The 21,226-nt window shown below is 67.3% G+C and carries 22 protein-coding genes; 1 reads left to right on the top strand and 21 read right to left on the bottom strand.

The window, feature by feature from the left end; genetic code table 11:
* Window positions 1–16 precede the first annotated feature (16 nt).
* Genes ABQF30_RS20755 through ABQF30_RS20705 form a run of 11 tightly spaced genes read right to left on the bottom strand, consistent with a single transcriptional unit; the run spans window position 17 to window position 8,808 of the window.
* Complete coding sequence (locus ABQF30_RS20755) at window positions 17–1,201, bottom strand: alpha-D-ribose 1-methylphosphonate 5-triphosphate diphosphatase (RefSeq protein ID WP_448467224.1); 1,185 nt, start codon at window positions 1,199–1,201, stop codon at window positions 17–19.
* Entirely contained in the window at window positions 1,186–1,851 is a 666-nt protein-coding gene (locus tag ABQF30_RS20750; protein ID WP_448467222.1) for an ATP-binding cassette domain-containing protein, read from the bottom strand. The genes ABQF30_RS20755 and ABQF30_RS20750 overlap by 16 nt, the downstream gene beginning before the upstream one ends.
* On the bottom strand, window positions 1,848–2,690 hold the full coding sequence (locus ABQF30_RS20745) for an ATP-binding cassette domain-containing protein (protein ID WP_448467220.1): 843 nt from the start codon (window positions 2,688–2,690) through the stop codon (window positions 1,848–1,850). Before ABQF30_RS20745 ends, ABQF30_RS20750 begins: the two co-directional genes overlap by 4 nt.
* Complete coding sequence (locus ABQF30_RS20740) at window positions 2,687–3,562, bottom strand: alpha-D-ribose 1-methylphosphonate 5-phosphate C-P-lyase PhnJ (protein ID WP_448467218.1); 876 nt, start codon at window positions 3,560–3,562, stop codon at window positions 2,687–2,689. Before ABQF30_RS20740 ends, ABQF30_RS20745 begins: the two co-directional genes overlap by 4 nt.
* Window positions 3,559–4,560 (bottom strand): carbon-phosphorus lyase complex subunit PhnI, encoded by a 1,002-nt coding sequence (locus tag ABQF30_RS20735; RefSeq protein WP_448467216.1) that lies wholly within the window; start codon window positions 4,558–4,560, stop codon window positions 3,559–3,561. Before ABQF30_RS20735 ends, ABQF30_RS20740 begins: the two co-directional genes overlap by 4 nt.
* Window positions 4,560–5,126 carry a phosphonate C-P lyase system protein PhnH gene (gene phnH, locus ABQF30_RS20730; protein ID WP_448467214.1) on the bottom strand — a complete coding sequence of 189 codons (567 nt, stop codon included), beginning with the start codon at window positions 5,124–5,126 and terminating at the stop codon, window positions 4,560–4,562. The genes ABQF30_RS20735 and phnH overlap by 1 nt, the downstream gene beginning before the upstream one ends.
* Window positions 5,123–5,539 (bottom strand): phosphonate C-P lyase system protein PhnG, encoded by a 417-nt coding sequence (locus ABQF30_RS20725; RefSeq protein ID WP_448467212.1) that lies wholly within the window; start codon window positions 5,537–5,539, stop codon window positions 5,123–5,125. The genes phnH and ABQF30_RS20725 overlap by 4 nt, the downstream gene beginning before the upstream one ends.
* Window positions 5,536–6,279 (bottom strand): GntR family transcriptional regulator, encoded by a 744-nt coding sequence (locus ABQF30_RS20720; protein WP_448467210.1) that lies wholly within the window; start codon window positions 6,277–6,279, stop codon window positions 5,536–5,538. Before ABQF30_RS20720 ends, ABQF30_RS20725 begins: the two co-directional genes overlap by 4 nt.
* Entirely contained in the window at window positions 6,280–7,110 is an 831-nt protein-coding gene (gene phnE, locus ABQF30_RS20715; RefSeq protein WP_448467208.1) for a phosphonate ABC transporter, permease protein PhnE, read from the bottom strand.
* Window positions 7,107–7,916: a phosphonate ABC transporter ATP-binding protein gene (locus tag ABQF30_RS20710; protein ID WP_448467206.1), complete on the bottom strand. Its 810-nt coding sequence runs from the start codon at window positions 7,914–7,916 to the stop codon at window positions 7,107–7,109. The genes phnE and ABQF30_RS20710 overlap by 4 nt, the downstream gene beginning before the upstream one ends.
* Window position 7,917: 1 nt before the next feature.
* The gene (locus ABQF30_RS20705) at window positions 7,918–8,808 is read right to left on the bottom strand and encodes a phosphate/phosphite/phosphonate ABC transporter substrate-binding protein (protein ID WP_448467204.1); all 891 of its coding nucleotides are present in this window, start codon (window positions 8,806–8,808) and stop codon (window positions 7,918–7,920) included.
* A gap of 185 nt (window positions 8,809–8,993) precedes the next feature.
* Between ABQF30_RS20705 and ABQF30_RS20700 the strand changes: the two genes are divergently transcribed.
* Entirely contained in the window at window positions 8,994–10,790 is a 1,797-nt protein-coding gene (locus ABQF30_RS20700) for an ABC-F family ATP-binding cassette domain-containing protein (protein ID WP_448467202.1), read from the top strand.
* Here the strand turns inward: ABQF30_RS20700 and ABQF30_RS20695 are convergent.
* The 10 genes from ABQF30_RS20695 to ABQF30_RS20650 all read right to left on the bottom strand — a co-directional run bounded on the left by ABQF30_RS20695 (window position 10,787) and on the right by ABQF30_RS20650 (window position 21,132).
* Complete coding sequence (locus ABQF30_RS20695) at window positions 10,787–11,677, bottom strand: alpha/beta hydrolase (protein ID WP_448467200.1); 891 nt, start codon at window positions 11,675–11,677, stop codon at window positions 10,787–10,789. The two genes, ABQF30_RS20700 and ABQF30_RS20695, sit on opposite strands and share 4 nt — an antisense overlap.
* A gap of 21 nt (window positions 11,678–11,698) precedes the next feature.
* The gene (gene argH, locus ABQF30_RS20690) at window positions 11,699–13,126 is read right to left on the bottom strand and encodes an argininosuccinate lyase (RefSeq protein ID WP_448467198.1); all 1,428 of its coding nucleotides are present in this window, start codon (window positions 13,124–13,126) and stop codon (window positions 11,699–11,701) included.
* 86 nt (window positions 13,127–13,212) lie between these two features.
* Window positions 13,213–14,412, bottom strand: coding sequence for an argininosuccinate synthase (locus tag ABQF30_RS20685; RefSeq protein WP_448467196.1), 1,200 nt, complete (start codon window positions 14,410–14,412; stop codon window positions 13,213–13,215).
* On the bottom strand, window positions 14,412–14,903 hold the full coding sequence (locus tag ABQF30_RS20680; protein ID WP_448467194.1) for an arginine repressor: 492 nt from the start codon (window positions 14,901–14,903) through the stop codon (window positions 14,412–14,414). Before ABQF30_RS20680 ends, ABQF30_RS20685 begins: the two co-directional genes overlap by 1 nt.
* Complete coding sequence (argF, locus tag ABQF30_RS20675) at window positions 14,900–15,823, bottom strand: ornithine carbamoyltransferase (protein ID WP_448467192.1); 924 nt, start codon at window positions 15,821–15,823, stop codon at window positions 14,900–14,902. The genes ABQF30_RS20680 and argF overlap by 4 nt, the downstream gene beginning before the upstream one ends.
* Entirely contained in the window at window positions 15,820–17,061 is a 1,242-nt protein-coding gene (locus ABQF30_RS20670; RefSeq protein ID WP_448467190.1) for an acetylornithine transaminase, read from the bottom strand. The genes argF and ABQF30_RS20670 overlap by 4 nt, the downstream gene beginning before the upstream one ends.
* Window positions 17,058–17,939 carry an acetylglutamate kinase gene (gene argB / locus ABQF30_RS20665; RefSeq protein WP_448467188.1) on the bottom strand — a complete coding sequence of 294 codons (882 nt, stop codon included), beginning with the start codon at window positions 17,937–17,939 and terminating at the stop codon, window positions 17,058–17,060. The genes ABQF30_RS20670 and argB overlap by 4 nt, the downstream gene beginning before the upstream one ends.
* Complete coding sequence (argJ, locus tag ABQF30_RS20660; RefSeq protein ID WP_448467274.1) at window positions 17,936–19,168, bottom strand: bifunctional glutamate N-acetyltransferase/amino-acid acetyltransferase ArgJ; 1,233 nt, start codon at window positions 19,166–19,168, stop codon at window positions 17,936–17,938. Before argJ ends, argB begins: the two co-directional genes overlap by 4 nt.
* A gap of 20 nt (window positions 19,169–19,188) precedes the next feature.
* Window positions 19,189–20,223, bottom strand: a complete 1,035-nt coding sequence (gene argC / locus ABQF30_RS20655; RefSeq protein WP_448467186.1) for an N-acetyl-gamma-glutamyl-phosphate reductase — start codon at window positions 20,221–20,223, stop codon at window positions 19,189–19,191.
* 69 nt (window positions 20,224–20,292) lie between these two features.
* Window positions 20,293–21,132: an IclR family transcriptional regulator gene (locus ABQF30_RS20650; protein ID WP_448467184.1), complete on the bottom strand. Its 840-nt coding sequence runs from the start codon at window positions 21,130–21,132 to the stop codon at window positions 20,293–20,295.
* Window positions 21,133–21,226: the final 94 nt, after the last annotated feature.

Genomic DNA, 21,226 nt, shown 5'->3' with positions numbered 1-21,226 from the left:
CACAACCATCGGACGGTCAGACGTGGGCAGCGGCAAAATGGAACGCCTGCGACCGACGTCCGAAGACCAGCCTGCCGGCGCGCCACAACGCCATGCCGACCTGGGTGCGCCCGGAATCGGGGTCGATCCGCCGCAGCGACGCGGAGAGCGGCCGCCCAACTTCGATGACGGCATCCGGTAGGTCCAGCACCGCTGCCGGGTTCACCGACACGAGATCGATGGCGGCGGGTAGCGATGTGGCGCCCTGGTCGGCCAGTGCCAGCGGTGCGGCCTGTAGGGACGACGGCAGATAGTCCGAGCACAGCACGTCGCACACCCCTGCGGCGACTGCGTCGGAAGCCAGCAAGTTCCCAGTCGACGTCGACCTGCCACGGATCGCATTGGGGGCACCCAGCACCACGTGCATGCCGAGACCTGTGGCCCGTTCGGCAGCTTCGATGGTCAGCGGGAACTCTGCGACCCGCGCCCCCAACTCGAATGCCTCCTCGATATGTGCCGGCGTGCGATCGTCGTGACTCGCCAACACGATGCCGCGCTGGAGGGTAAGTGTCGCAACCTCTTTGCGTCGGTCGGCAATTGCGCTCAATCGTCCCGGGTCGACGGTGAAGACATCCTCGACCTCGGCCTCCGTGACCCCCCAGTCCTGGGCATAGAACGCCCTTGTCTCGGCCAGGGTCGCAAACCGGCTGCGCTGCGCCGAGGTTTCGATCATCGAGATCAGGGCCACCCGCGAGGTGGCGGCCAGTACCGCGGCGAGGGTGTCGACCGAACGGTCGTCGGTCAGCTCAACCCGCGCGTGAACCCGCCAATCACAAGACAGGTGCGGCGCGAGATCCTCGACGACGGCAGCCAGTACCGCCGCATCCGCGATGGCGATGCCTTTGCGTGGCGAATCCTCACAGCGGGCCGCGACGCAGACGGTGCCGATCCCGGCCGCCGCACACTCGGCGTCCAGCACGCTGATCACCGCCTCATGATCGAGGGACACGGTCGCTCGCGGCCTGCGGCGTTGCACGAGGTTGTCCAGGTGCAGGTCCACCCCCGCGGGCACCAGGTAGACATCGCCGGGGCTGCCGGTGTCGGCCATCTGGGCGATCTCGCACACGCGGCCGTCGTCATCGAGGACGACGGCCGCATTCGCGACCACGGGCCGGCCTCCGCCCGGTATCACCGTCACGTTCTCGATCACCGTTTGCGCCATTGGATCCGTCCTTTCCGCAGTTCACCTGCCGCGGTGGCGATTGAGGCCAGCGCGCTGTCAGTTGTCCCGGTGGCGAACACCGCCGCGCCGGCTTGAAGGGCGTGCTGTACCCAGGTGGCCACGCTCGCGGCATCGGCAGCGGCCTCGGGTTCGTCGAGGACGATGAAGGGCCGGCGAGCCTGCAGCACGGCGGCCAACCCAACAGCGTCTCTGCCCGCCGGCCGCAGTCGTCCGACAGGTATAGCGGCGAGGTGCTCGGCCCCCAGGCGGGTCAGTGCCCCGAGTGCCGACGTGGGGTCGCATCGCGCGGCCCGGGCGACCGCCGCCGCGGCGGCCAGCCGCGGAGCGGCCACCAGCGGGCCGTCGAACGAGGCGAGGTGGCGGCCGCGCAGCCATGCGACGGTCCGTGGGTCGGCACCGGTCAGGTCAATCGCGTCGGCGCCGAGCCGGAATGTCACGTTGCCTGCATCCGGCCGGTAGACCCCCGTCAGGCACCGAACCAGGGTCGACTTGCCGGCACCCGGTGTGCCGGTGACCAATGTCAACGTCCCGGCGGGCACCGTCAAATGCACGGGTTCGGGTAAGCCCCCGCCACGGTCAAAGTGCTTCACCAGCCCCCGGGCGATGATTCCCGGCACACCGCTGTTCATATCAACCTCGAGGACACGAGCAGCTGCGTGTACGGGTGCCGGGGATCCTCCAGGACCTGTTCGGCGATGCCGTGCTCGACGATCCGGCCGTGGTGCAGAACCAGGATGCGGGAGGCCAGAACTCGCACCGCGGCAAGATCATGCGACACCACGACCGTGGCCGACGACAAATTTTCGGTGACCCGGCCGACCACCTCGAGTAGATCGGCCTGTACCGAAGGATCGAGCCCTGTCGTTGGTTCGTCCAGCAACAACAACTGAGGTGGCTGCACCAGTGCGCGTGCCAGCTGCACCCGCTGTTGCATACCGCCGGAGAACGTCATCAGCGCATCGGTGTGACGCTCCTGTCGTATCCCGAGTTCACCGAGAAGTGCTGCGACATTCTGCTGGATGTCAGCGAATTGCCTTGCCCCGGAGCGCAACAGGCGTTCGGCCACATTCGATGCCGCAGCCAGGCGCGGATAGAGGCCGGCGGCCAGCGCATTCTGGTGGACCATCAGCACTGCCGACCGGTCGATCGGCCGACCGCCGATCAGGATCGACCCGGTGTCGGGAATCAGGTCCAGTTGCAGACAGCGCAACAGCGTGGTTTTGCCGGAACCGGACTCCCCGACGACGCCGATCACCTCGTTGGGTCCGACGTCGAACGACGCGTCGTGGACGGCCACCACCGACCCACATGCCGAGCAGCGGTTGGTTCCGGCTGCTTCACCGGTGAGAGCCACACACCGGGTGCACCCCGGACCGAAGCGGTGGGCAAGCCCGCGTACTGACAACACCGGCGGCGGCGGGACGAGCACCCGCTCGCCATCCCAGTCGGCGACCGCAGTGGCCGTCATCGGCCTGCACCGTTCGCTCGCACGCGGCAGGCGTCGACGTCGCTGCACTGCCACACCAGGGCGGCAGTGGCCCCGTCGGTGGGCACCCGGAACGACGTCGTAGTTCCGCACCGGTGGCACGGTCCGCCGGCGCGTTCAGCCTCGAGTGGACGATCGTCGAATGTCAGCGGACGCACAGATGTGTACGGCGGTAGCGCCGTCAGCCGGGCCCGCCGGCCTGCCCCCAGCAGGATCGGATGCGGACGCCGATCCAGCTGCAGCACGTCGTACCGCGGTATCGGGCTCGGACTCATCAACCGCGAATCATCAATGAGGACAGGGTGATCGGCGCCGGTGCGCGGCCCGCCCAGTCGGGTCTCCGCGTCGTACAGGTCCAGCCAGGCCGGGGTGTAGTCACCGTCCGCATGGTGGTTTTGGGCAGCGACCTCGTCGGCCACCACCCGGCGCAGTGGTTCCGGATGTGGTACCTGCAGGACCAGCACCTGCTCCGGGCGTAGCGGCACCTCGGGGATCCGGTGGCGGCTCTGGATGATGGTGGCCGTCGCTGTGTCGGTAGTGCCGTCGCACGACGCCGACCCGGTGATGAGACTGCGCATCGCGACTGCGTTGACCGAATGGTCGTCACCCTGATCGATCACTTTGACGACGTCCGTCGGGCCCACCAGCGACAGGGTCACCTGCAGGCCGCCACTACCCCAACCCCGGGCCACCGGCATCTCGCGGGATGCGAACGGTACCTGCCAGCCCGGGATCGCGAGGGCTTTCAGAATCGCGCGGCGCACATTGCGTTTGGTGGCTTCATCGAGGTACGCATATGCCTGTGCACGGCCGTGCGTGGCAGCCAGCCCGGACACTGTCGGCGGCGGGTTCATCGAGTCTCCTTTGCCGCGGCCTGCGCGAGGTACGCGGTGAATCCTGCATAGTGCGGCAGCCTGAGATGTTCCACGAATCCCGTTGTGGCCGGGCCGTCGGTCGCTGCCAACACGGTCTGTTCGTCGAGAACCAGTTGCTCACGCAGTTGGCCGTCGGCCTGCATCGCGGCGTCGAGTAGGGCCAACGAGATTGCCCGTCGCTCAACGGTTCCCAAAGTTGCGCCCCAACCCATCGCGAGTCCGGGACGGCCGTCGACGTCGGCGTCCAGAACGACTTCGACCTCGGTGATCGGGACCTCGGCCACCAGACAGTCAAATCCGGTGCGGGGATGGGGCATTCGGATACCCGCGATGCCGACGGTGAGTTCGACGAGCACGGCCTCCTGCCGACGGCCGAGAATGATCGCCGCTAGCGCGACGAGCGCACCGGTCTCGCCGCGCGCCAGCATCGCCAGCAACGCAGCGCGGGTGAACGGCGGAACCAGAACGGCCGCGGCCGGGTCCGGGCCATGCCCGTCGTCCGGCGGCGTCACCATCGTGACGCCCTCGATCAGGTCGCGAACCCGGGGTGTGGCACAGCGGGTGGGCGCATCGTGCTCGTGATTCGCCCTGTCGCGGGGTGCAGGCGCCGCCGCGGGTTCGGCCCAACTGAGTTGCCTGGGCAACAGATCCGGCGCGAATCCCAGCCACTGACCACCGGGGATCTGGGGGTATGCCGAGGACACCCGCCGAACGATCGCGACGTCCTTCGCGTCGACCGCAGTCGCGGGGGCATGGGGTTGCGTGGCGGCCCACACGCGCAGCATCGACACGGCGTGCGCAGTGTCGCCCCTGGCCTGATTCAAGGCGCGCAGCGCTGCCGCCGGTTCCCACAGACCAGCTTCGGCGCATACCTGTTCGGCCAGCGCCGCCAGGTTGACCGCCGCCCCGGACTGCGGCGATGTCGCGATGGCACGGGCTGCTGCCAGTGCCGGGTTCTCCTGCATGCTCGCGTACATCAGGCCGCCACCGCCTTCAGAGATGCGCTCCGCGGCAGCGCCACCAGACACTCGCCGTCGACGATCAGCACGTCCACCCCGCGCGGCGGGGCCGCATTGGCGGCGATCAACGCATGCACAGCCACCGTGTCGAGCGCGACGTGGGCTGTGGTCGCCTTGGGCAAACCGGGACCGGCAAGCGATACCGGTGCCACCGCCCCGGCGGCGGCGATCACCAACGTCGCCCCGTTCTCAGGAGTCAGGCGGCTGCCACGCCGCGCCCGCGAGATCGCATCGGCCGCGGGACCATGCGCCAGCACCCAGTCGGCGTCTTCCACGCCGCACTGCGCGGCGCCGCTGCTGCCTGCCACCAGCGCGGCCACGTCGTGAGCAACCGCACCGCCCGATACCCCCAGCGCCAGCCCGCGGTCCAGCAGGGCAAGCAGAACCGCTGCGGCTCCGTCGAGTTCGATGACGGGAGTAAGCGCCGGGCGGGCCGGCAGCTCGACAGGTGTTCCGGGAGCACACATCGCGCGCATACACGCCAGAAAGACGGTCCTGCTGTCGTGTACCGGATCCCAGCTCATGATTTGTCCATCGTCGTCGAGGCAACCAGCGTCGCCCGTTCTGCGGCTCTTGTCGCTCTATCCTGTTCGGCCGCAACGCACAATTGGTCCACCCGGGCGGCCAGCGGCCCGCCACGGTGTGCTTCGGCGTCGCAGACGGCCGCGGCGACCGCCCCGGTCAGGTCGTAGCCCGGCCGAACCCCGTCACCGCGGGTGCCCGCCAGGTCCACGGTGCACCGGGTGAGCGCGACGTGGCCGAGAGCCACTGTGGAGTCAGCCGATCCAGGCACAGCGACACGGATCGGCGCGCTGAAGGACTCAGGCCCCGCCGTCACGGCAATGGACGGGCCGAGGGCAAGGATGTCGTCCGCGAGTAGCTCCAACTGTCCCGCGTCGGCACATGCCAGCGCCTCATATCGCTGTTCTGCCCTCACAGCAGATCCACGGTGAATTGCACCCGGTCCCCGCGGAACCGGTGCGCCACGATGGCGACCGGAGCACCACTTTGGTCCACGTTGAGCCCCCGCATCTCCAGCAGCGGTGCACCCACCCGCACCTGCAGTTGCTGAGCTTCGTCCGGCTCGGCCAGCCCGGCCGCGAACGTTCGATAGGCACGTTGCATTCGCACGCCGTGATGCTCGAGCAGAAAATCGAACAGCGATGTGTCGCCCGCCCACTGCTGCGCCAGGTCCGGAAACCGCCCGGTGCGGATGGAAGTCAACGACACAGACCATGGTTCGTCATCGACGAGGCGCAACGTCCGGCACATCAGTACCGCGCCGGTGGTGTCGAGTTCTCGTTGTAATTCTGCGTTCTCGGCGGTGTCGAGCATGTCGGCCGACAGCAGCCTGATGCTCACGCGGTGTCCGAGCTCGCGCATGCTGCGGGTGAAGCTGGCGTCGCGACCTGCAGAGATGTCGTAACGGACCCTCGGTTCTGCGACGAAAGACCCCTTGCCGTGCACGGTTTCGATCAGACCCCGATGGCTCAGCTCTTCGAGCGCCCGGCGCACCGTGAGACGGTTGACGTCGAACTCCCGCGACAACTCGGCCTCGCTCGGCAACCGGTCGCCCGGCCGGGCCTCTTCAGCCAGCCGCGCTTCGAGCAAATCGCTGAGCTGCCGATAGATCGGCCGGTCGGCGTACCTGTTGATCATCGCCAGATCCTGACTCATCTACCTCACCCCTCCTCCGAGAACGCGCCGACGGATTGTGGCGGAAACCCGTTCGAAGACAACGACAACACCCAGGATCGCCAGGATGATCGTGAGCGCCTCGTCATACCGCAGCAGCGTCATCGACGTCGCCAGTTCGATTCCGATGCCGCCGGCCCCGACCAGGCCGAGCACCACTGATGACCGCGCAGAGGATTCGAGTGCGAACATCGACGTGGTGACGAAGGACGGCAGGCAGGCCGGGATGACTCCGCCCGCCAGCACGCCGAAGCGCGAAGCGCCGAGCGCACGCAGCCCCTCGATGCGACCCGCGTCAATATCCTCGATGCTCTCGGCGAAGAAACGCCCGCAGAAACCCATCACGTCCACCGCGATCGCCAGCACCCCTGCTTCCGGTCCCAGACCGACGGCGATCACGAAGATCAATCCCCACACGAGGTCCGGGATGGTTCTGCTGACGGTGATGACCCCACGACTCACCGAATACAACGACCAGTGCGGCGTGGTGTTGCGCGCTGCGAGTACCGCCAGCGGCAGGCTCAACACCACCCCGATAATCGTTCCCAGCAAGGCCATTTCGACCGTGACGAGCAGCGATTTGAGGATCGGGCCGAGGCGGTGGACATCCGGTGGCACGGCGTCCTTGGCGAATTCACCGAGCCGGAACATCCCGGTCACCAGGGAGTCCGGGCGCACGGCGGCACCCTGCGTCCAGCCGTGTGCCAACAGTCCCCCGACCACCAGCACGATGACGAGGGTCAGCAGGCTGGGCCGGCGGATTCGGGGCGGCTGCTCGACGTCACGCGGTGTCCCCGTTGTTGTCGGGGTCACGTAACCACCTCGGCGAAGACGGGATTCAGCTGCACCGCATCGCAATCGGCGGCAGGCCGGTCGAATTCCACCACCCCATTGCGTAGACCGACCACCCGATCGGAGTAGCGCAGTGCCAGTTCGATCTGGTGCAACGCCATCACCACGGTGACGTTGCGCTCGGCTGCGATCGAACACATCAACTCCATCACCGCCTGCGCGGATGCCGGGTCCAAGCTGGCCACCGGTTCGTCAGCGAGGATGATGCTGGGCCGCTGCATGAGCATGCGCGCGATGGCCACTCGCTGCTGTTGCCCGCCGGAGAGATTCTCGACCCGGCGATCAGCAAAAGCGCTGAGCCCGACGCGATCCAGGCATTCCATCGCGTCGGCCCGGATGTCGCTGGGACTGGTCAGCGGCCAGGCACACCTCGTGCCACGCCGGCCCATCCCGCCGTGCACGACGTTGTGAAAGGCGGAAAGCCGCGGGATCAGGTGAAAGCGCTGGAACACGAACCCGACATCGCGCCGGACCGCGCGCAGTTTCCCGCGCGACAGTGCGGTGACGTCGGTGCCACCGATGGCGATGGTGCCTTCGGCCGGCTCGATGAGTCGCACCAGGCACCGCAGCAGCGTGGACTTGCCTGCGCCGTTGGTACCGATCAACGCGACTGTCTGCCCTTGCGCCACTTGCAGATTCAATCCGGCCAGCGCATCGGCGGTTGTGCGCCGGTACCGCACCCGCAGGTTCGTCACGTCGATCGCGGTCCCCGCTGCTGTGGTAGGCCGGACGGCCTGCGAGGCGGACAGTGCGGTGCTGGCTCCCATGTCAGTCGCCCAGGAACTCGGAGAAGTCGTCGACCCCGACCGCGCGGTACATCGACCGCACTTCGTCGTAGTCCGTGTCGGTCACCGACACCAGTTTGGCGTTCTCGTACTTCGCGTTGTCCTTGCCTTCCAGCATCGCCGGGAGCAGCACGTCGAAGTGCTCGTTGAAGGTGTCTCGGATGGTCGTGACGGTCTGCTCATCCAAGCCGGCGCGGCCCATCAACAGATCCGGTGGTAGTGCCGGTCCTTCGGCGATCATGCGGTACTGCCCGGAGTCGTCGGTGGCCATGAACTCCTCGTAGTCGTGGTAGCCGATACCGACGGCCGCGACGTCACCGCGCTTGAGCGACTCGTGCACCGCGTCGCCGACGGTGAGCACCTCCAGATCCGAGGTCGGATCGAGCCCGGCGTCGACCAGCATCTGGGACGGCCCGAGGTGACCGCTCGTGGACCCGACATCCGACATCGCAACCTTCTTGCCACGGAGTTGGCCCAGTTCGGTGATGCCGCTGTCGGCTCTGGTGTAGATGGCCGAGTGATAGCCGTCGCGTTCGATGGCGATGATCGGCGAAGCCCCGGTGCGCTCGTGGATGACGACGTATTCGGCGGGGCCGGTGAACACCACGTCGACGCGATCAGCCTGCAGCGCCGCAGCGGCGGCAGTGCGATCGTTCACGGCGAAGAACTCGAGGTCGAGCCCCGACTGCTTCTCGAACTCGCTCTCGAAGGCACCGAACTCGCGTTGCAGTTCTTCCAGACCCTGTAAGTCCGTCACCGCCATGCGAACGGTGCCGGGTTGCGCCGAGTCCGACGATGGGCTGCTACAGCCCACCGTGAGCGCCGCCGTGGACAACAGCGCGACCGCACCTGCGAGCATCCTGCGTGCAGACATGGGCTCTCCATCTCTTGATCTTCACGATTGGGCATCTACATGTCTAGATAACTAGTGCTAACTGCGGGTAAACGCCCGTCAACGTCCGTCGCAACCTCTCGTAGCGGGCGTGAACCGCACAGGCGAGGATGGCGAACCGGCCGGTGAGTGGGGCCGGCCTTCGCCTGCCGCTAAGGTCGGCGGCGATGGCACACCTGCTCGGGGGCGAAGCCCTACACCTTCAGTACCCCACCGGCGTGGTGTTCGACGCCGTCACCGTCGGCGTCAGCGAAGGCGACCGGATCGGCATCGTCGGCCGCAACGGCGACGGCAAATCCAGCCTGCTGGCCATGCTCGCCGGCCGGCTCGAGCCCGATTCCGGACGGGTGACCGTGCGCGGCGGGGTGCGGATCGGCGTACTCGACCAGGCCGACACCCTCGACGACGCCGATACCGTCGGACACGCTGTGGTCGGTGACGTGCCCGAACACGAATGGGCCGGCGATCCGCGCGGCCGTGATGTCATCAGCGGCCTGCTGGGCGACTTGGACTGGCACGCCGAACTCCGCACGCTGTCGGGCGGACAGCGGCGCCGCGTGGCGCTGGCCGCGCTGCTGGCCGGCGATCACGACGTGCTGGCTCTCGACGAGCCGACCAACCATCTCGACGTGGAAGCGATCACGTGGCTCGCCGAGCACCTCAAGCGTCGCTGGTCCGCGTCGTCCGGTGGGCTGCTGGTCGTGACGCACGACCGCTGGTTCCTCGACGAAGTCTGCACGGCCACATGGGAAGTGCACGACCGCATCGTCGAACCGTTCGACGGCGGCTACGCCGCCTACATCCTGCAGCGGGTGGAACGTGACAGGCAGGCGGCGACGATCGAGGCGCGCAGGCAGAACCTGGCCCGCAAGGAACTGGCCTGGCTGCGTCGCGGCGCCCCAGCCCGCACGTCCAAACCGAAGTTCCGCATCGACGCGGCCAACGCGCTGATCGCCGACGTTCCGGAGATCCGAGACAAGGTCGCGCTGCAGTCCCTGGCGGTTTCGCGGCTCGGCAAGCAGGTCGTCGACCTGCTCGATGTGTCGGTGTCCTACGGGGAACGTGAAGTGCTGCACCAGGTGGAGTGGCGGGTCGCCCCGGGTGAGCGCACCGGCATCCTCGGCGTCAACGGTGCCGGCAAATCCACCCTGCTGGGTCTGATCGACGGTTCGGTGCAACCGACAGCGGGCCGGGTCAAACATGGCAAGACGGTGCAGGTCGCGACCTTGACCCAGAGCGTGGACGAGCTTGATCCCCATCTCGAGGACCCGGTGCGGGTGGTGCTCGCCAACCTGCGCACGACGTATGTGTTCGGAACCGGTTCGAAGGCCCAGGAACTCACGCCCGGGCAGTTGCTGGAGCGCCTCGGGTTCTCCAATGCCCAGCTGTCGACACCGGTCAAGGACCTCTCCGGCGGACAGCAACGCCGTCTGCAACTGCTGTTGATCCTGCTGGCACAGCCCAACGTGCTGATCCTCGACGAGCCGACCAACGACCTGGACACCGACATGCTGGCCGCCATGGAGGATCTGCTCGACGGCTGGCCCGGCACGCTGATCGTGGTGAGCCACGACCGGTACTTCCTGGAGCGGGTCACCGACCAGCAGTACGGGATCCTCGGCGGACGTCTGCGGCATCTGCCGGGCGGGGTCGACGAGTATCTGCGGCTGCGCGCCGCGCATGCGTCGGCCACCGGACCCGCTCCGGCGGCGGCGTCCGCCGGCGGGAGCACCGACGGGCTGTCCGGCGCCGAGCTACGTAATGCGCAGAAGGAGGTCGCCGCACTGGAACGGCGGCTGGAGAAACTGCAGCAGCAGATCGACCGCTCGCGCACCGCGATGGCCGACCACGACCAAGCCGATTTCGAAGGGCTTGCGGCCAAGGTGGCCGCGATCCGGGCATTGGAGAACGAAGTCACCGAGGTCGAGGAGCGGTGGTTCGAACTCGGCGAGCAGATCGGCTAAGTGCCGTCATCCTTACGGGCCGGCACACGCCGAAGAAAGGCCAGTTGGTCGGCAACCACACGCTGCCGGACCTCCTGGGTGTAGAAATCGAAGTGCGCGACGGGGTACTCGAGCAGTTCACCTCGCGGGGCGGTCTTCGCCAGTGCACCCGCGCTCTCCGGACTCGTCTCGGCGTCCTCGGTTCCCACGCATACCAACAGCGGACATTTCACTTGAGCAGCGAAATCACCTGGGTGATAACGCATCATCTCGATGAGCCCCCGGGGTGCCACCTCGTTGCGCCACGTTGCGCTGGCCATGCCCGCGATGGCACGCTGAGCGCCGGTACCGGTCATCACGGCCAGGTCGCCCTGAGCGCCGACGGCAGGAATGTAGATGGGCTGCAGACGCAACATGCCGCGAAGCCAGTCCCCGACCATGACGGCGAGCAGACGGAGGGTTGAGCGCGCCGAGCGCCCTTCGACTCTACGGGGAAAGCCGTTGAACGGAATCTGCGCGATCACCGCAGCGATATGCGGATCGCGAGCCGCTGCCGTTGCCACGTGCCCGCCTCCCAGCGAGGTGCCCCACAGCACGATGTGGTCGCCGTCGACATAATCCTGGCCGCGGGCGCATTCGACTGCGGCTGCGATGTCGGCGAGTTGGCCGGCGATACTGACGATCTGGCGGGGATGCCCGTCGCTTTCGCCGAAACTGCGGTAGTCGAACGTCATTGCATGATATCCGGCCGCAGCGAAGGCTTCCGCATTCGCCACCAACGCGGGAGTGTCCTGGGTGCCGCCAAATCCCGTGCAGAGCACAATGCACGGAGCCGGCTGATCACCGGAACGCCGGACGTACGCCACGCAACGGTCGCCGCCGGATTGGAATGTGACTCGTTCAGCCATATCCCCGACTGTACGTAAACCCTAGCGATGCAGCCGGATACGCAACTCAGCCATGGTGTTGCGAACCACCCCGAGTTGTTTGGCCACCTGGGTCGGTGCGGTGCCACCGCGCGCGTTGCGGGCATTCACCGACCCCTCGACGGTGAGCACCTCGCGGACCTGTGGGGTGAGCGCGGTGTTTATCGACGCGAACTCGTCGTCGCTGAGTTCGTCGAGCCCGACCCCGCGCCCCTCGGCCACCTGGACAGCAGCACCCGCGGCCTCGTGCGCGACCCGGAACGGAACACCTTGGCGGACCAGCCATTCGGCGATATCGGTGGCGAGGGTGTAACCCGCGGGCGCCAGGGCGGCCATGCGCGCCTCGTCGAACGTCAACGTGGCGACCAGGCCCGCCATCGCCGGAAGCAGCAGCTCCAGTTGCGCCACCGAATCGAATACCGGTTCCTTGTCCTCTTGCAGGTCGCGGTTGTACGCCAGTGGTTGGGCCTTGAGGGTGGCCAGCAGTCCCGTCAAGTTGCCGATCAGCCGGCCCGACTTACCGCGTGCCAGTTCGGCGATGTCGGGGTTCTTCTTCTGCGGCATGATCGAACTGCCCGTCGACCAGGAGTCGTGCAACGTCACGTAGCCGAATTCGGTTGTGCTCCACAGGATGATGTCTTCGGCCAACCGGGACAGGTCGACCCCGATCTGGGCGAGGATGAATGCCGCCTCGGCAGCGAAATCCCTTGCCGCGGTGGCGTCGACGGAATTGTCTGCGGCAGCGGTGAATCCGAGGTCCTCGGCGATGGCGTCGGGGTCCAGGCCCAGCGATGAGCCCGCCAGCGCTCCCGAGCCGTACGGGGAAACCGCGGTGCGGTCGTCGAAATCGGCGATGCGATCGACGTCGCGCAGCAGCGGATGTGCGTGTGCGAGCAGGTGATGCGCGAGCAGAATGGGCTGCGCAGCTTGCAGGTGGGTCTTACCGGGCATGATCGCTGTCGGATGCGCGGCGGCCTGCACCGCCAGCGCGTTCACCACCTCGAGCACGCCGTCTGCGACCCGGCGGACCGCGTCGCGCAGCCACATCCGGAATAGCGTGGCCACCTGGTCATTTCGGGACCGGCCGGCGCGTAGCCGACCGCCCAGCTCGGGGCCGACGCGATCGATCAGACCACGCTCCAGCGCGCCGTGCACGTCCTCGTCGGTCACCAGCGGGCCGAAACTGCCGTCCGCCACATCATCTCCGAGGCTGTCGAGGCCGGCCAGCAGACCGTCGCGCTGCTCGTCGGTGAGCAACCCGGCCCGATGCAGGACCCGAGCATGGGCTTTGGATGCGGTGATGTCGTACGGTGCCAACACCCAGTCGAAGTGCGTGGACTTGCTCAGGGCAGCAAGGGCTTCCGAAGGCCCGTCCGCGAAGCGGCCGCCCCACAACGAGCCTTGGTTGGTGGATCCTTCGTTGGTACTCATGTCACCCTCACTGCTGTGCGAGCGTGCGCGTTTGCAGCTTTTATGCGGCGTGTCGGACAGCAGACACGCACGCTCGCGGAGAAAAGTTACAGGCCCAGGTCACGCTTGGCGGAGATCTTGGAGCTCAGCCCGTGGACGTGCACGAAACCCTTGGCCGAGGACTGGTCGAAAGTGTCGCCCTCGTCGTAGGTGGCCAGGTTGAAGTCGTACAGCGACTCTGCACTGCGACGGCCGTTGACCGCGATGTGTCCGCCGTGCAGCACCAGCCGGATCTCACCGGTCACATGCTCCTGCGTGTGCGCGACGAATGACTCCAGCGCGGATTTCAGCGGCGAGTACCACAGCCCGTCGTAGACGAGCTCGCCCCACTTCTGATCCGTGCCGCGCTTGAACCGGCCCAACTCGCGCTCCAGCGTGACGTGCTCGAGCTCGGTGTGCGCGGTGATGAGCACCATGGCGCCGGGCGCCTCGTAGATCTCGCGGCTCTTGATGCCGACGAGCCGGTCCTCGACCACGTCGAGCCGGCCGACGCCTTGGGCCCCGGCGCGGCGGTTCAGCTCCTCGATGGCCTGCAAGACGGAGACCGCACGTCCATCGATGGACACCGGCACACCCTTTTCGAAACCGACGACGACCTCGTCGGGCGTGCTCCAGTTGACGGTGGGATCTTCGGTGTAGTCGTAGACGTCCTTGGTGGGGGCGTTCCAGAGATGCTCCAGGAAGCCCGTTTCCACCGCGCGGCCCCACACGTTCTGGTCGATCGAGAACGGGGACCGCTTGGTGACGTTGATCGGGATGGCGTTCTCCTCGGCGAACGCGATGGCCTTCTCCCGGGTCCAGGCGTAGTCGCGGACCGGAGCCAGCACCTCGAGATCTGGTGCCAGCGAAGCGAAGCCGACCTCGAAGCGCACCTGATCGTTGCCCTTGCCGGTGCAGCCGTGGGCGACGATGCCGCCTTTGTGTTCACGGGCGGCTGCCACCAGGTGCTTGACGATCAGCGGGCGGCTGATCGCCGACACCAGCGGATAGCGGTCCATGTAGAGCGCATTGGACTGGATGGTCGGCAGGCAGTACTCGTCGGCGAACTCGTCACGGGCGTCGACGACAACCGCCTCCACCGCACCGCAGTCCAGTGCGCGTTTGCGCACGACCTCCATGTCCTCGCCGCCCTGGCCCAGGTCGATGGCGACGGCAACTACTTCGCGGCCGGTCTCCTTGCCGATCCAGCTGATCGCGACCGAGGTGTCCAGACCTCCGGAATACGCCAGGATGACGCGCTCGGACATTAACTGATCTCCTTTTGTTGAACATTCTCAAAGCTCGCTGCGAGCTCGGCGCCGGTCATCGGCTCGCGGGCCACTACGAAGATGGTGTCATCACCGGCAATCGTGCCGACGACGTGGGGTAACGCAGCCCGGTCGATCGCGCTGGCCAGGTAGTGCGCCCCGCCGGGCGGGGTGCGCAACACCGCCAGATTCCCGCTGGCGTCCGTGGACACCAGCAGGTCGCTGAGCAACCGGGACATTCGCTCGGTACCGCCCGACACGCCGCGTACGGGGCTGCCGTCCTCGGGCACCACGTAGACGCCGACCCCGCCGTCGGCGCCACGAAGCTTCACCGCACCGAGCTCCTCCAGATCCCGCGAAAGGGTGGCCTGGGTGACCTCGATGCCGTCTTCGGCAAGCATGGCGGCCAGCTCGCTCTGGCTGCTGACGGCGTGTGCCGACAGCAGGGTGATGATGCGGGCCTGGCGGCCGACGCGCGACGGTGTGCTCACGAGTTTTCCAGCAACCAGACCAGGAGCGCCTTCTGGGCGTGCAGCCGGTTCTCCGCCTCGTCGAACACCGCACTCTGTGGCCCGTCGATCACCTCGTCGGTGATCTCGTGGCCGCGGTGCGCCGGAAGGCAGTGCAGCACAACAGCTTCCGGATCCGCCAGCTTCAGCATCTCGGCGTTGATCTGGAATGGCCGGAACGGCCGCACGCGGTCCAGTCCGTCGTTCTCCTGCCCCATCGAGGTCCACGTGTCCGTGACGAGAACGTCGGCTCCGTCGGCGGCGGCGTGTGGGTCGCCGCCGACGGTGACGGTGGCGCCCGTTTCACTGGCGCGGCGCTTCGCGGCGTCGACGAACTGCGGGTCCGGCTCGAAACCTGTCGGTGCGGCGATGGTGACATCGACACCCGCGGTGACCCCGCCCAGCATCAGCGAGTGCGCCATGTTGTTGGCGCCGTCACCGAAGTACGTCATGCGCAGGCCGGCCAGCTTGCCCTTGCGTTCGGCCAGCGTCTGCAGATCGGCCAGCACCTGGCAGGGGTGGAACTCGTCGGACAGTGCGTTCACGATCGGCACCGTCGAGCCCGACGCCATGGCCGTCAACCGTTCCTGCGCGAAGGTGCGCCAGACGATGGCGTCGACGTAGCGCGACAGCACCGCACCGGTGTCTTCGAGCGTCTCCTCGCGGCCCAGTTGGGTACTGCGGCCGTCGACGACCACGGCGTGACCGCCGAGTTGCGCGATGCCGATCTCGAACGAGAACCGGGTGCGGGTGGAGTTCTTCTCGAAGATGACAGCGACGCCGCGCGGCCCCTCCAGCGGACGCCTGCTGAACGGGTCTTTCTTGAGCTCGGCGGCCAGTGCCAGCACCTCGGCCTGCTCGGTCGGCGACAGATCGTCGTCACGTAGGAAATTCCGGATCATGAGGCCTCCACGGCGGTGTCGAGCACGGTGGGCAGGGCGGTGAGGAACTGGTCGATCTGGTCGTCGGTGATGATCAGCGGCGGGGCCAGCCGGATGATGTCGGGCGCCGCCGCATTCACCAGGAAGCCGGCATCGCGCGCGGCGGTCTCGACGGCCTTGGCGCTCGGCGCCGTCAGAACGATGCCCTGCAGCATGCCCTTGCCACGCACATGGCCGACCAACGGATGGTTGAGCTCCTCGATGCCGTGGCTCAGGGTCTTGCCGAGCAGCCCGGCGCGCGCGATCAGGTCCTCGTCGGCCAGCGCCTTGAGCACGCCCAGCGCGGCCGCGGTGCACACCGGGTTGCCGCCGAAGGTGCTGCCGTGCAGTCCGGGGGTGAGCAGATCGCCCGCTTTGCCGATGGCCAGGCAGGCACCGATCGGCAGCCCACCGCCCAGGCCCTTGGCCAGGGTCACCACGTCCGGGGTGATGCCGTCGTGCTGATGGGCATAAAAGGCTCCGGTGCGCCCGACCCCGGTCTGCACCTCGTCGAGCACCAGCAGCGCGCCGTGCTCGGCGGAGATCTCGCGAGCTTTGACGAGGTACCCGGCGGGCGGGACGACGACGCCGCCCTCCCCCATGATCGGTTCCAGGAACACCGCGGCCGTCTCGTCGGTGACGGCGGCCGCGAGTGCCTCGACGTCGCCGTACGGCACGTGGGTGACGTTGCCCGGCAACGGTTCAAACGGGGCCCGCTTGGTGGGCTGGCCGGTCAGCGCCAGCGAGCCGATCGTGCGGCCGTGGAAAGCGCCTTCGGCGGCAACGAGATTCGTCCGTCCGGTCAGCCTGCTGATCTTGAACGCCACCTCGTTGGCTTCGGTACCGGAGTTGCAGAAGAACACCCGCGCGTGACTATCCCCCGTCGCTTCGCTCGCCCCGGACGTGCCCAGATAGCCGACAAGTGCTTCGGCGAGCGCAATGCCCGGTTCGGTGGCATACAGATTCGAGGTATGCCCCAGCGTGTTGAGCTGGGTGGTGACGGCCTCGATGACCGCCGGATGCCGGTGGCCGAGCAGGTTGACCGCGATACCGCCGAGCAGGTCGAGGTAGCTCTTGCCGTCGGCGTCGGTGACGACCGCCCCGTCGCCGCTGACCAGCGCCAGCGGCGGGGTGCCGTAGTTGTTCATCATCACCGCTTCCCAGCGGTCCTGGAGGCTGTGCTGAACCCCCGAGTCGCTGCGCTCCTGCCCGCCGTTCACTTGGCTACCACCTTGGTTCCGGTCCCCTCATCGGTGAAAAGTTCCACCAGGACGCAGTGTTCGACGCGACCGTCGATCACGTGGGCGCTGGGCACACCGCCGGCCACCGCCCGCAGGCAAGCCTCGATCTTGGGCACCATGCCGGATTCCAGTGACGGCAGCAGCTGAGTCAGTGCGGCCGAGTCGATCTCACTGACCAGCGAACCGCGGTCCGGCCAATTGGTATACAGCCCTTCGACATCGGTGAGCATCACCAGCTTCTCCGCGCCCAGCGCCTCGGCCAACGCGGCCGCAGCGGTGTCGGCGTTGATGTTGTGCACCACACCGTCGGTGTCGGGTGCGATCGTCGAGACGACCGGGATCCGGCCCGCCGCAATGAGATCCAGCAGCGATCCGGCGTTGACATGCTCGACGTCGCCGACCAGGCCGATGTCGGTGGCCACGCCGTCGACCGTGACGCTGCGCCGCACCGCGGTGAACAGATGCGCGTCCTCACCGGTCACACCGACCGCATACGGGCCATGTGCGTTGATGAGGTTGACCAGCTCGCGGCCCACCTGACCGAACAGCACCATCCGGGCCACATCGAGCACCTCGGGCGTGGTGACCCGGAAGCCGCCCTTGAAATCACCTGGGATGTCCAGCTTTTTGAGCATCGCGCTGATCTGCGGACCGCCGCCGTGCACCACTACCGGGTGGATGCCGCAGTTGCGCAGAAACACCATGTCGGCGGCGAAGGCGGCCTTGAGCGTGTCGTCGGTCATGGCATTGCCGCCGTATTTCACGACGACGATCTTGTTGTGCAACTGTTTGAGCCACGGCAGCGCCGCGGCGAGCACGTGGGCCTTGACCCCGCGCTCGATCGCCGGGGTACTCATGAGCTGTACGCCGAGTTCTCTTCGACGTAACCGTGGGACAGGTCAGTGGTACGGATCGAAGCCCGAGCTGATCCGGACGCCAGGTCGACGACGACCTCGATGTCCTCGCCGGAAAGGTCCACCTCGCGCGCTCCCGACGCCCCGGCGCCATCAATACAGACCGGTGATCCGTTGAACGACACGCTGATTCGTTCCGGATCAAGTGTGACCGGCGCGATTCCGACCGCGGCGAGCACGCGACCCCAGTTCGGGTCGCAGCCGAACAACGCGGTCTTGACCAGGCTGTCGCGTGCGATGGTCCGGGCCGCCACGAGTGCCTCGTCCTCGGTGGCCGCGCCGATGACGGTGATGAGGACGCGCTTGGTGACGCCTTCGGCGTCCGCCTGCAGCTGCGCGCACAGGTCGTCGCACACCCGCAGTACCGCCGCATCGAGATCCTCTTGGCTCGGGGCGATCTCGCTGGCCCCCGAGGCCATCAGCAACACGGTGTCGTTGGTGGAGCAGCTGCCGTCGACGTCGAGGCGATCGAACGTCAGTGCCGCGGCCCGCCGCAGCGCCGTGTCCAGGGCAGCGGCATCGGCAACGGCATCGGTGGTGAGAACACAGAGCATGGTGGCCAGTGACGGCGCAAGCATGCCTGCGCCCTTGGCCATCCCACCCATTGTCCAGTTCTCGCCCGAGGCCACAGAATGGTGCAGCGCAACCTGTTTGGGCACGGTATCGGTGGTCATGATGGCGCGCGCGGCGTCATCGCCGCCGGTCAGTCCGCCCGCCAACTCGTGCACGATCTCCGTCACGCCGGCCAGAACTTTGTCCATCGGCAACCGGTCGCCGATCAGGCCGGTGGAGCACACCGCCACCTCGACAGCGCCGGTCTCGGTGCCCCAGTCGCTGAGCGCGGCGGCCACCGCCTCGGCCGTGGCGTGGGTGTCCTGGAATCCCAGTGGCCCGGTGCAGGCGTTGGCGCCGCCCGAATTGAGGATCACCGCACGCAGCTGTCCGGTGGTCAGCACCTGCCTGGTCCACAACACCGGGGCGGCCTTGACCTGGTTGCGGGTCAGCACACCGGCCGCGGCGTAATCGGGACCCTCGTTGAACACCAACGCCAGGTCCGCGGCACCGGAAGCTTTGATTCCGGCCGCGATGCCCGCGGCACGGAAGCCCGCCGGGGCGGTCACGCCCTGCGTGCGGACCAGCTTGGTGTCGGTTGTCGCCTGCTCAGGCGACATTGTCGCCTCCGGCTCTAGCCTCACGGTGCCACCCCCACGATCGACAATCCCTCGGTCTCCGGCCAGCCCAGCGCCAGGTTCATCGACTGCACAGCGGCCCCGCCGGTGCCCTTCACCAGGTTGTCGATGGCGGCGACGACCACCAGCGTCTGCGCCTCCTCATCCACGGCCACGGCGAGTTGTGCAGCATTGCTACCGATCACCGATCCGGTCTTGGGCAGCTGGCCTTCCGGCAGCAGGTGAATGAAAGGCTCGGCGTCATAGGCCTTCTCGTACGCGGCCCGGATCTCCGAAGGTGATGCCGTCGTCCTGGCGGTGCAGGTGGCCAGGATCCCGCGCGAGGTCGGGATGAGCACCGGCGTGAACGAGACGGTGACGTTCTTGGTGGTGACCGCCCGCAGGCCCTGCGCGATCTCCGGGGTGTGCCGGTGCGTGCCGCCGATGTTGTACGCGCGTGCCGATCCGATGACCTCGGAACCCAGCAGATCGACCTTGGCGGACTTACCCGCACCTGATGCGCCGCTGACAGCCACCACGGTCACCGCCGGTTCGACGAGATCGGCGGCCACGGCAGGCAGCAGTGCCAGCAGCGCAGCGGTCGGATAGCAGCCCGGTACCGCGATGCGCTTGGCGCCCCGCAGCCGCTCCCGGGCACCGGGAAGCTCGGGCAGGCCGTAGGGCCAGCTTCCGGCGTGCGCCGAGCCGTAGAACTTCTCCCAGTCGGAGGCGTCGGTGAGCCGGAAGTCAGCCCCACAATCCACGATCAGGGTGTCTGGGCCGAGTTGTTCGGCCAGGGCCGCGGAGTGCCCGTGTGGAAGCCCGAGGAACACCACGTCGTGGCCTTTCAAGACCTCAGCGTCGGTGTTCTCCAGCACTCGCGAAGCCAGCGGGAGCAGATGCGGGTGATGTTCGGCCAGACTCGTTCCGGCACTGGAGGCGGCGGTCAGCGCTCCGATGGTCAACCGGCCGTCGGCATAGGCGGGGTGGCCGAGGAGCAATCGCAGAATCTCCCCGCCGGCATAGCCGCTGGCACCGGCCACCGCTACAGAAGTCATGCGGCGATTCTGCATTGTTATGCATGCAGTTGCAAACTCATTTAGGACGATCCCGCGCCGGCAGGCCGGTCACCCCAGCGTGATGTCCGGCACGACGGCGTGCACCCCTTCTTCCGTCGCACCCAACGTCAACGACAGCTGCCACGCGACTTCGCGCACCCGGCGACCGATCTCGCCCATCCGTTCCGAGTCCATCCGCACCGCCGGAACCGACGCACCGATCGCACCGATCACGACCTGGGTGTGGTCGAAAACCGGTGCAGCCACGGCACAAATACCCAACGTGCGTTGTCCGTGGGACTCGGCATAACCGCGGGCTCGGGCGTCGGCGAGTTCGCGCTCGATGGCGGCCGGGTCAACAGTCGTGCTGGGTGTCAGCGGGTCGATCGGCTCGATGAGATGCCTGGCCCGATCCCCCTCTGGCAGCGCGCACAGAATCGCTTTCCCGGGTCCGCCGTAGGCGAGCCTGATCGGCACGCCGATATCGGTATACGTACGGCGCAACTCCTGATGACTCTCGACCTGAGCGGCCACGATCCGCTGACCGGTCCGCAGGAACTCGTGCAGGCCGACAGTCTCGTCGAACTCGTCGCGAAGCTCCGTCATGAATGGCAGCGCGGCTTCACGCAAGGTGCGCGGCATGGCACCGGAGTTGGCCAACTGGAGCAGGAACGGCCCTAGGCCGTAGCGCTTGGTGCCTGTCTGCCGGACCAGATGATTCTCCTGCATCGCGGCGAGCAGGCGGTGCACCGTACTGGTCGACAAGCCTGTCGAACGCGCGATCTCGCTGATGCCGAGCTGGGGTGTTCGCCCGTCGAAACACCGCAGTATCGCGACAGCACGGTCGATCGACTGCACACCGTTTCGACGCGCTTCCGGCTTGTCCCCACCCGTATCCACGCTGAACATCTTCCACTCCTTGTCCAACCACCCCGACGGCGCTTCGCAGTCGATGCAGTGATGCACATCGCAGGGCAGGGTTGACGTGACCCCAATCACCCGC

This window comes from Mycolicibacterium sp. XJ870, assembly GCF_053483975.1.
Note: the sequence above shows the minus strand (reverse complement) of the source record. Positions and strands in the feature narration are given on the sequence as shown.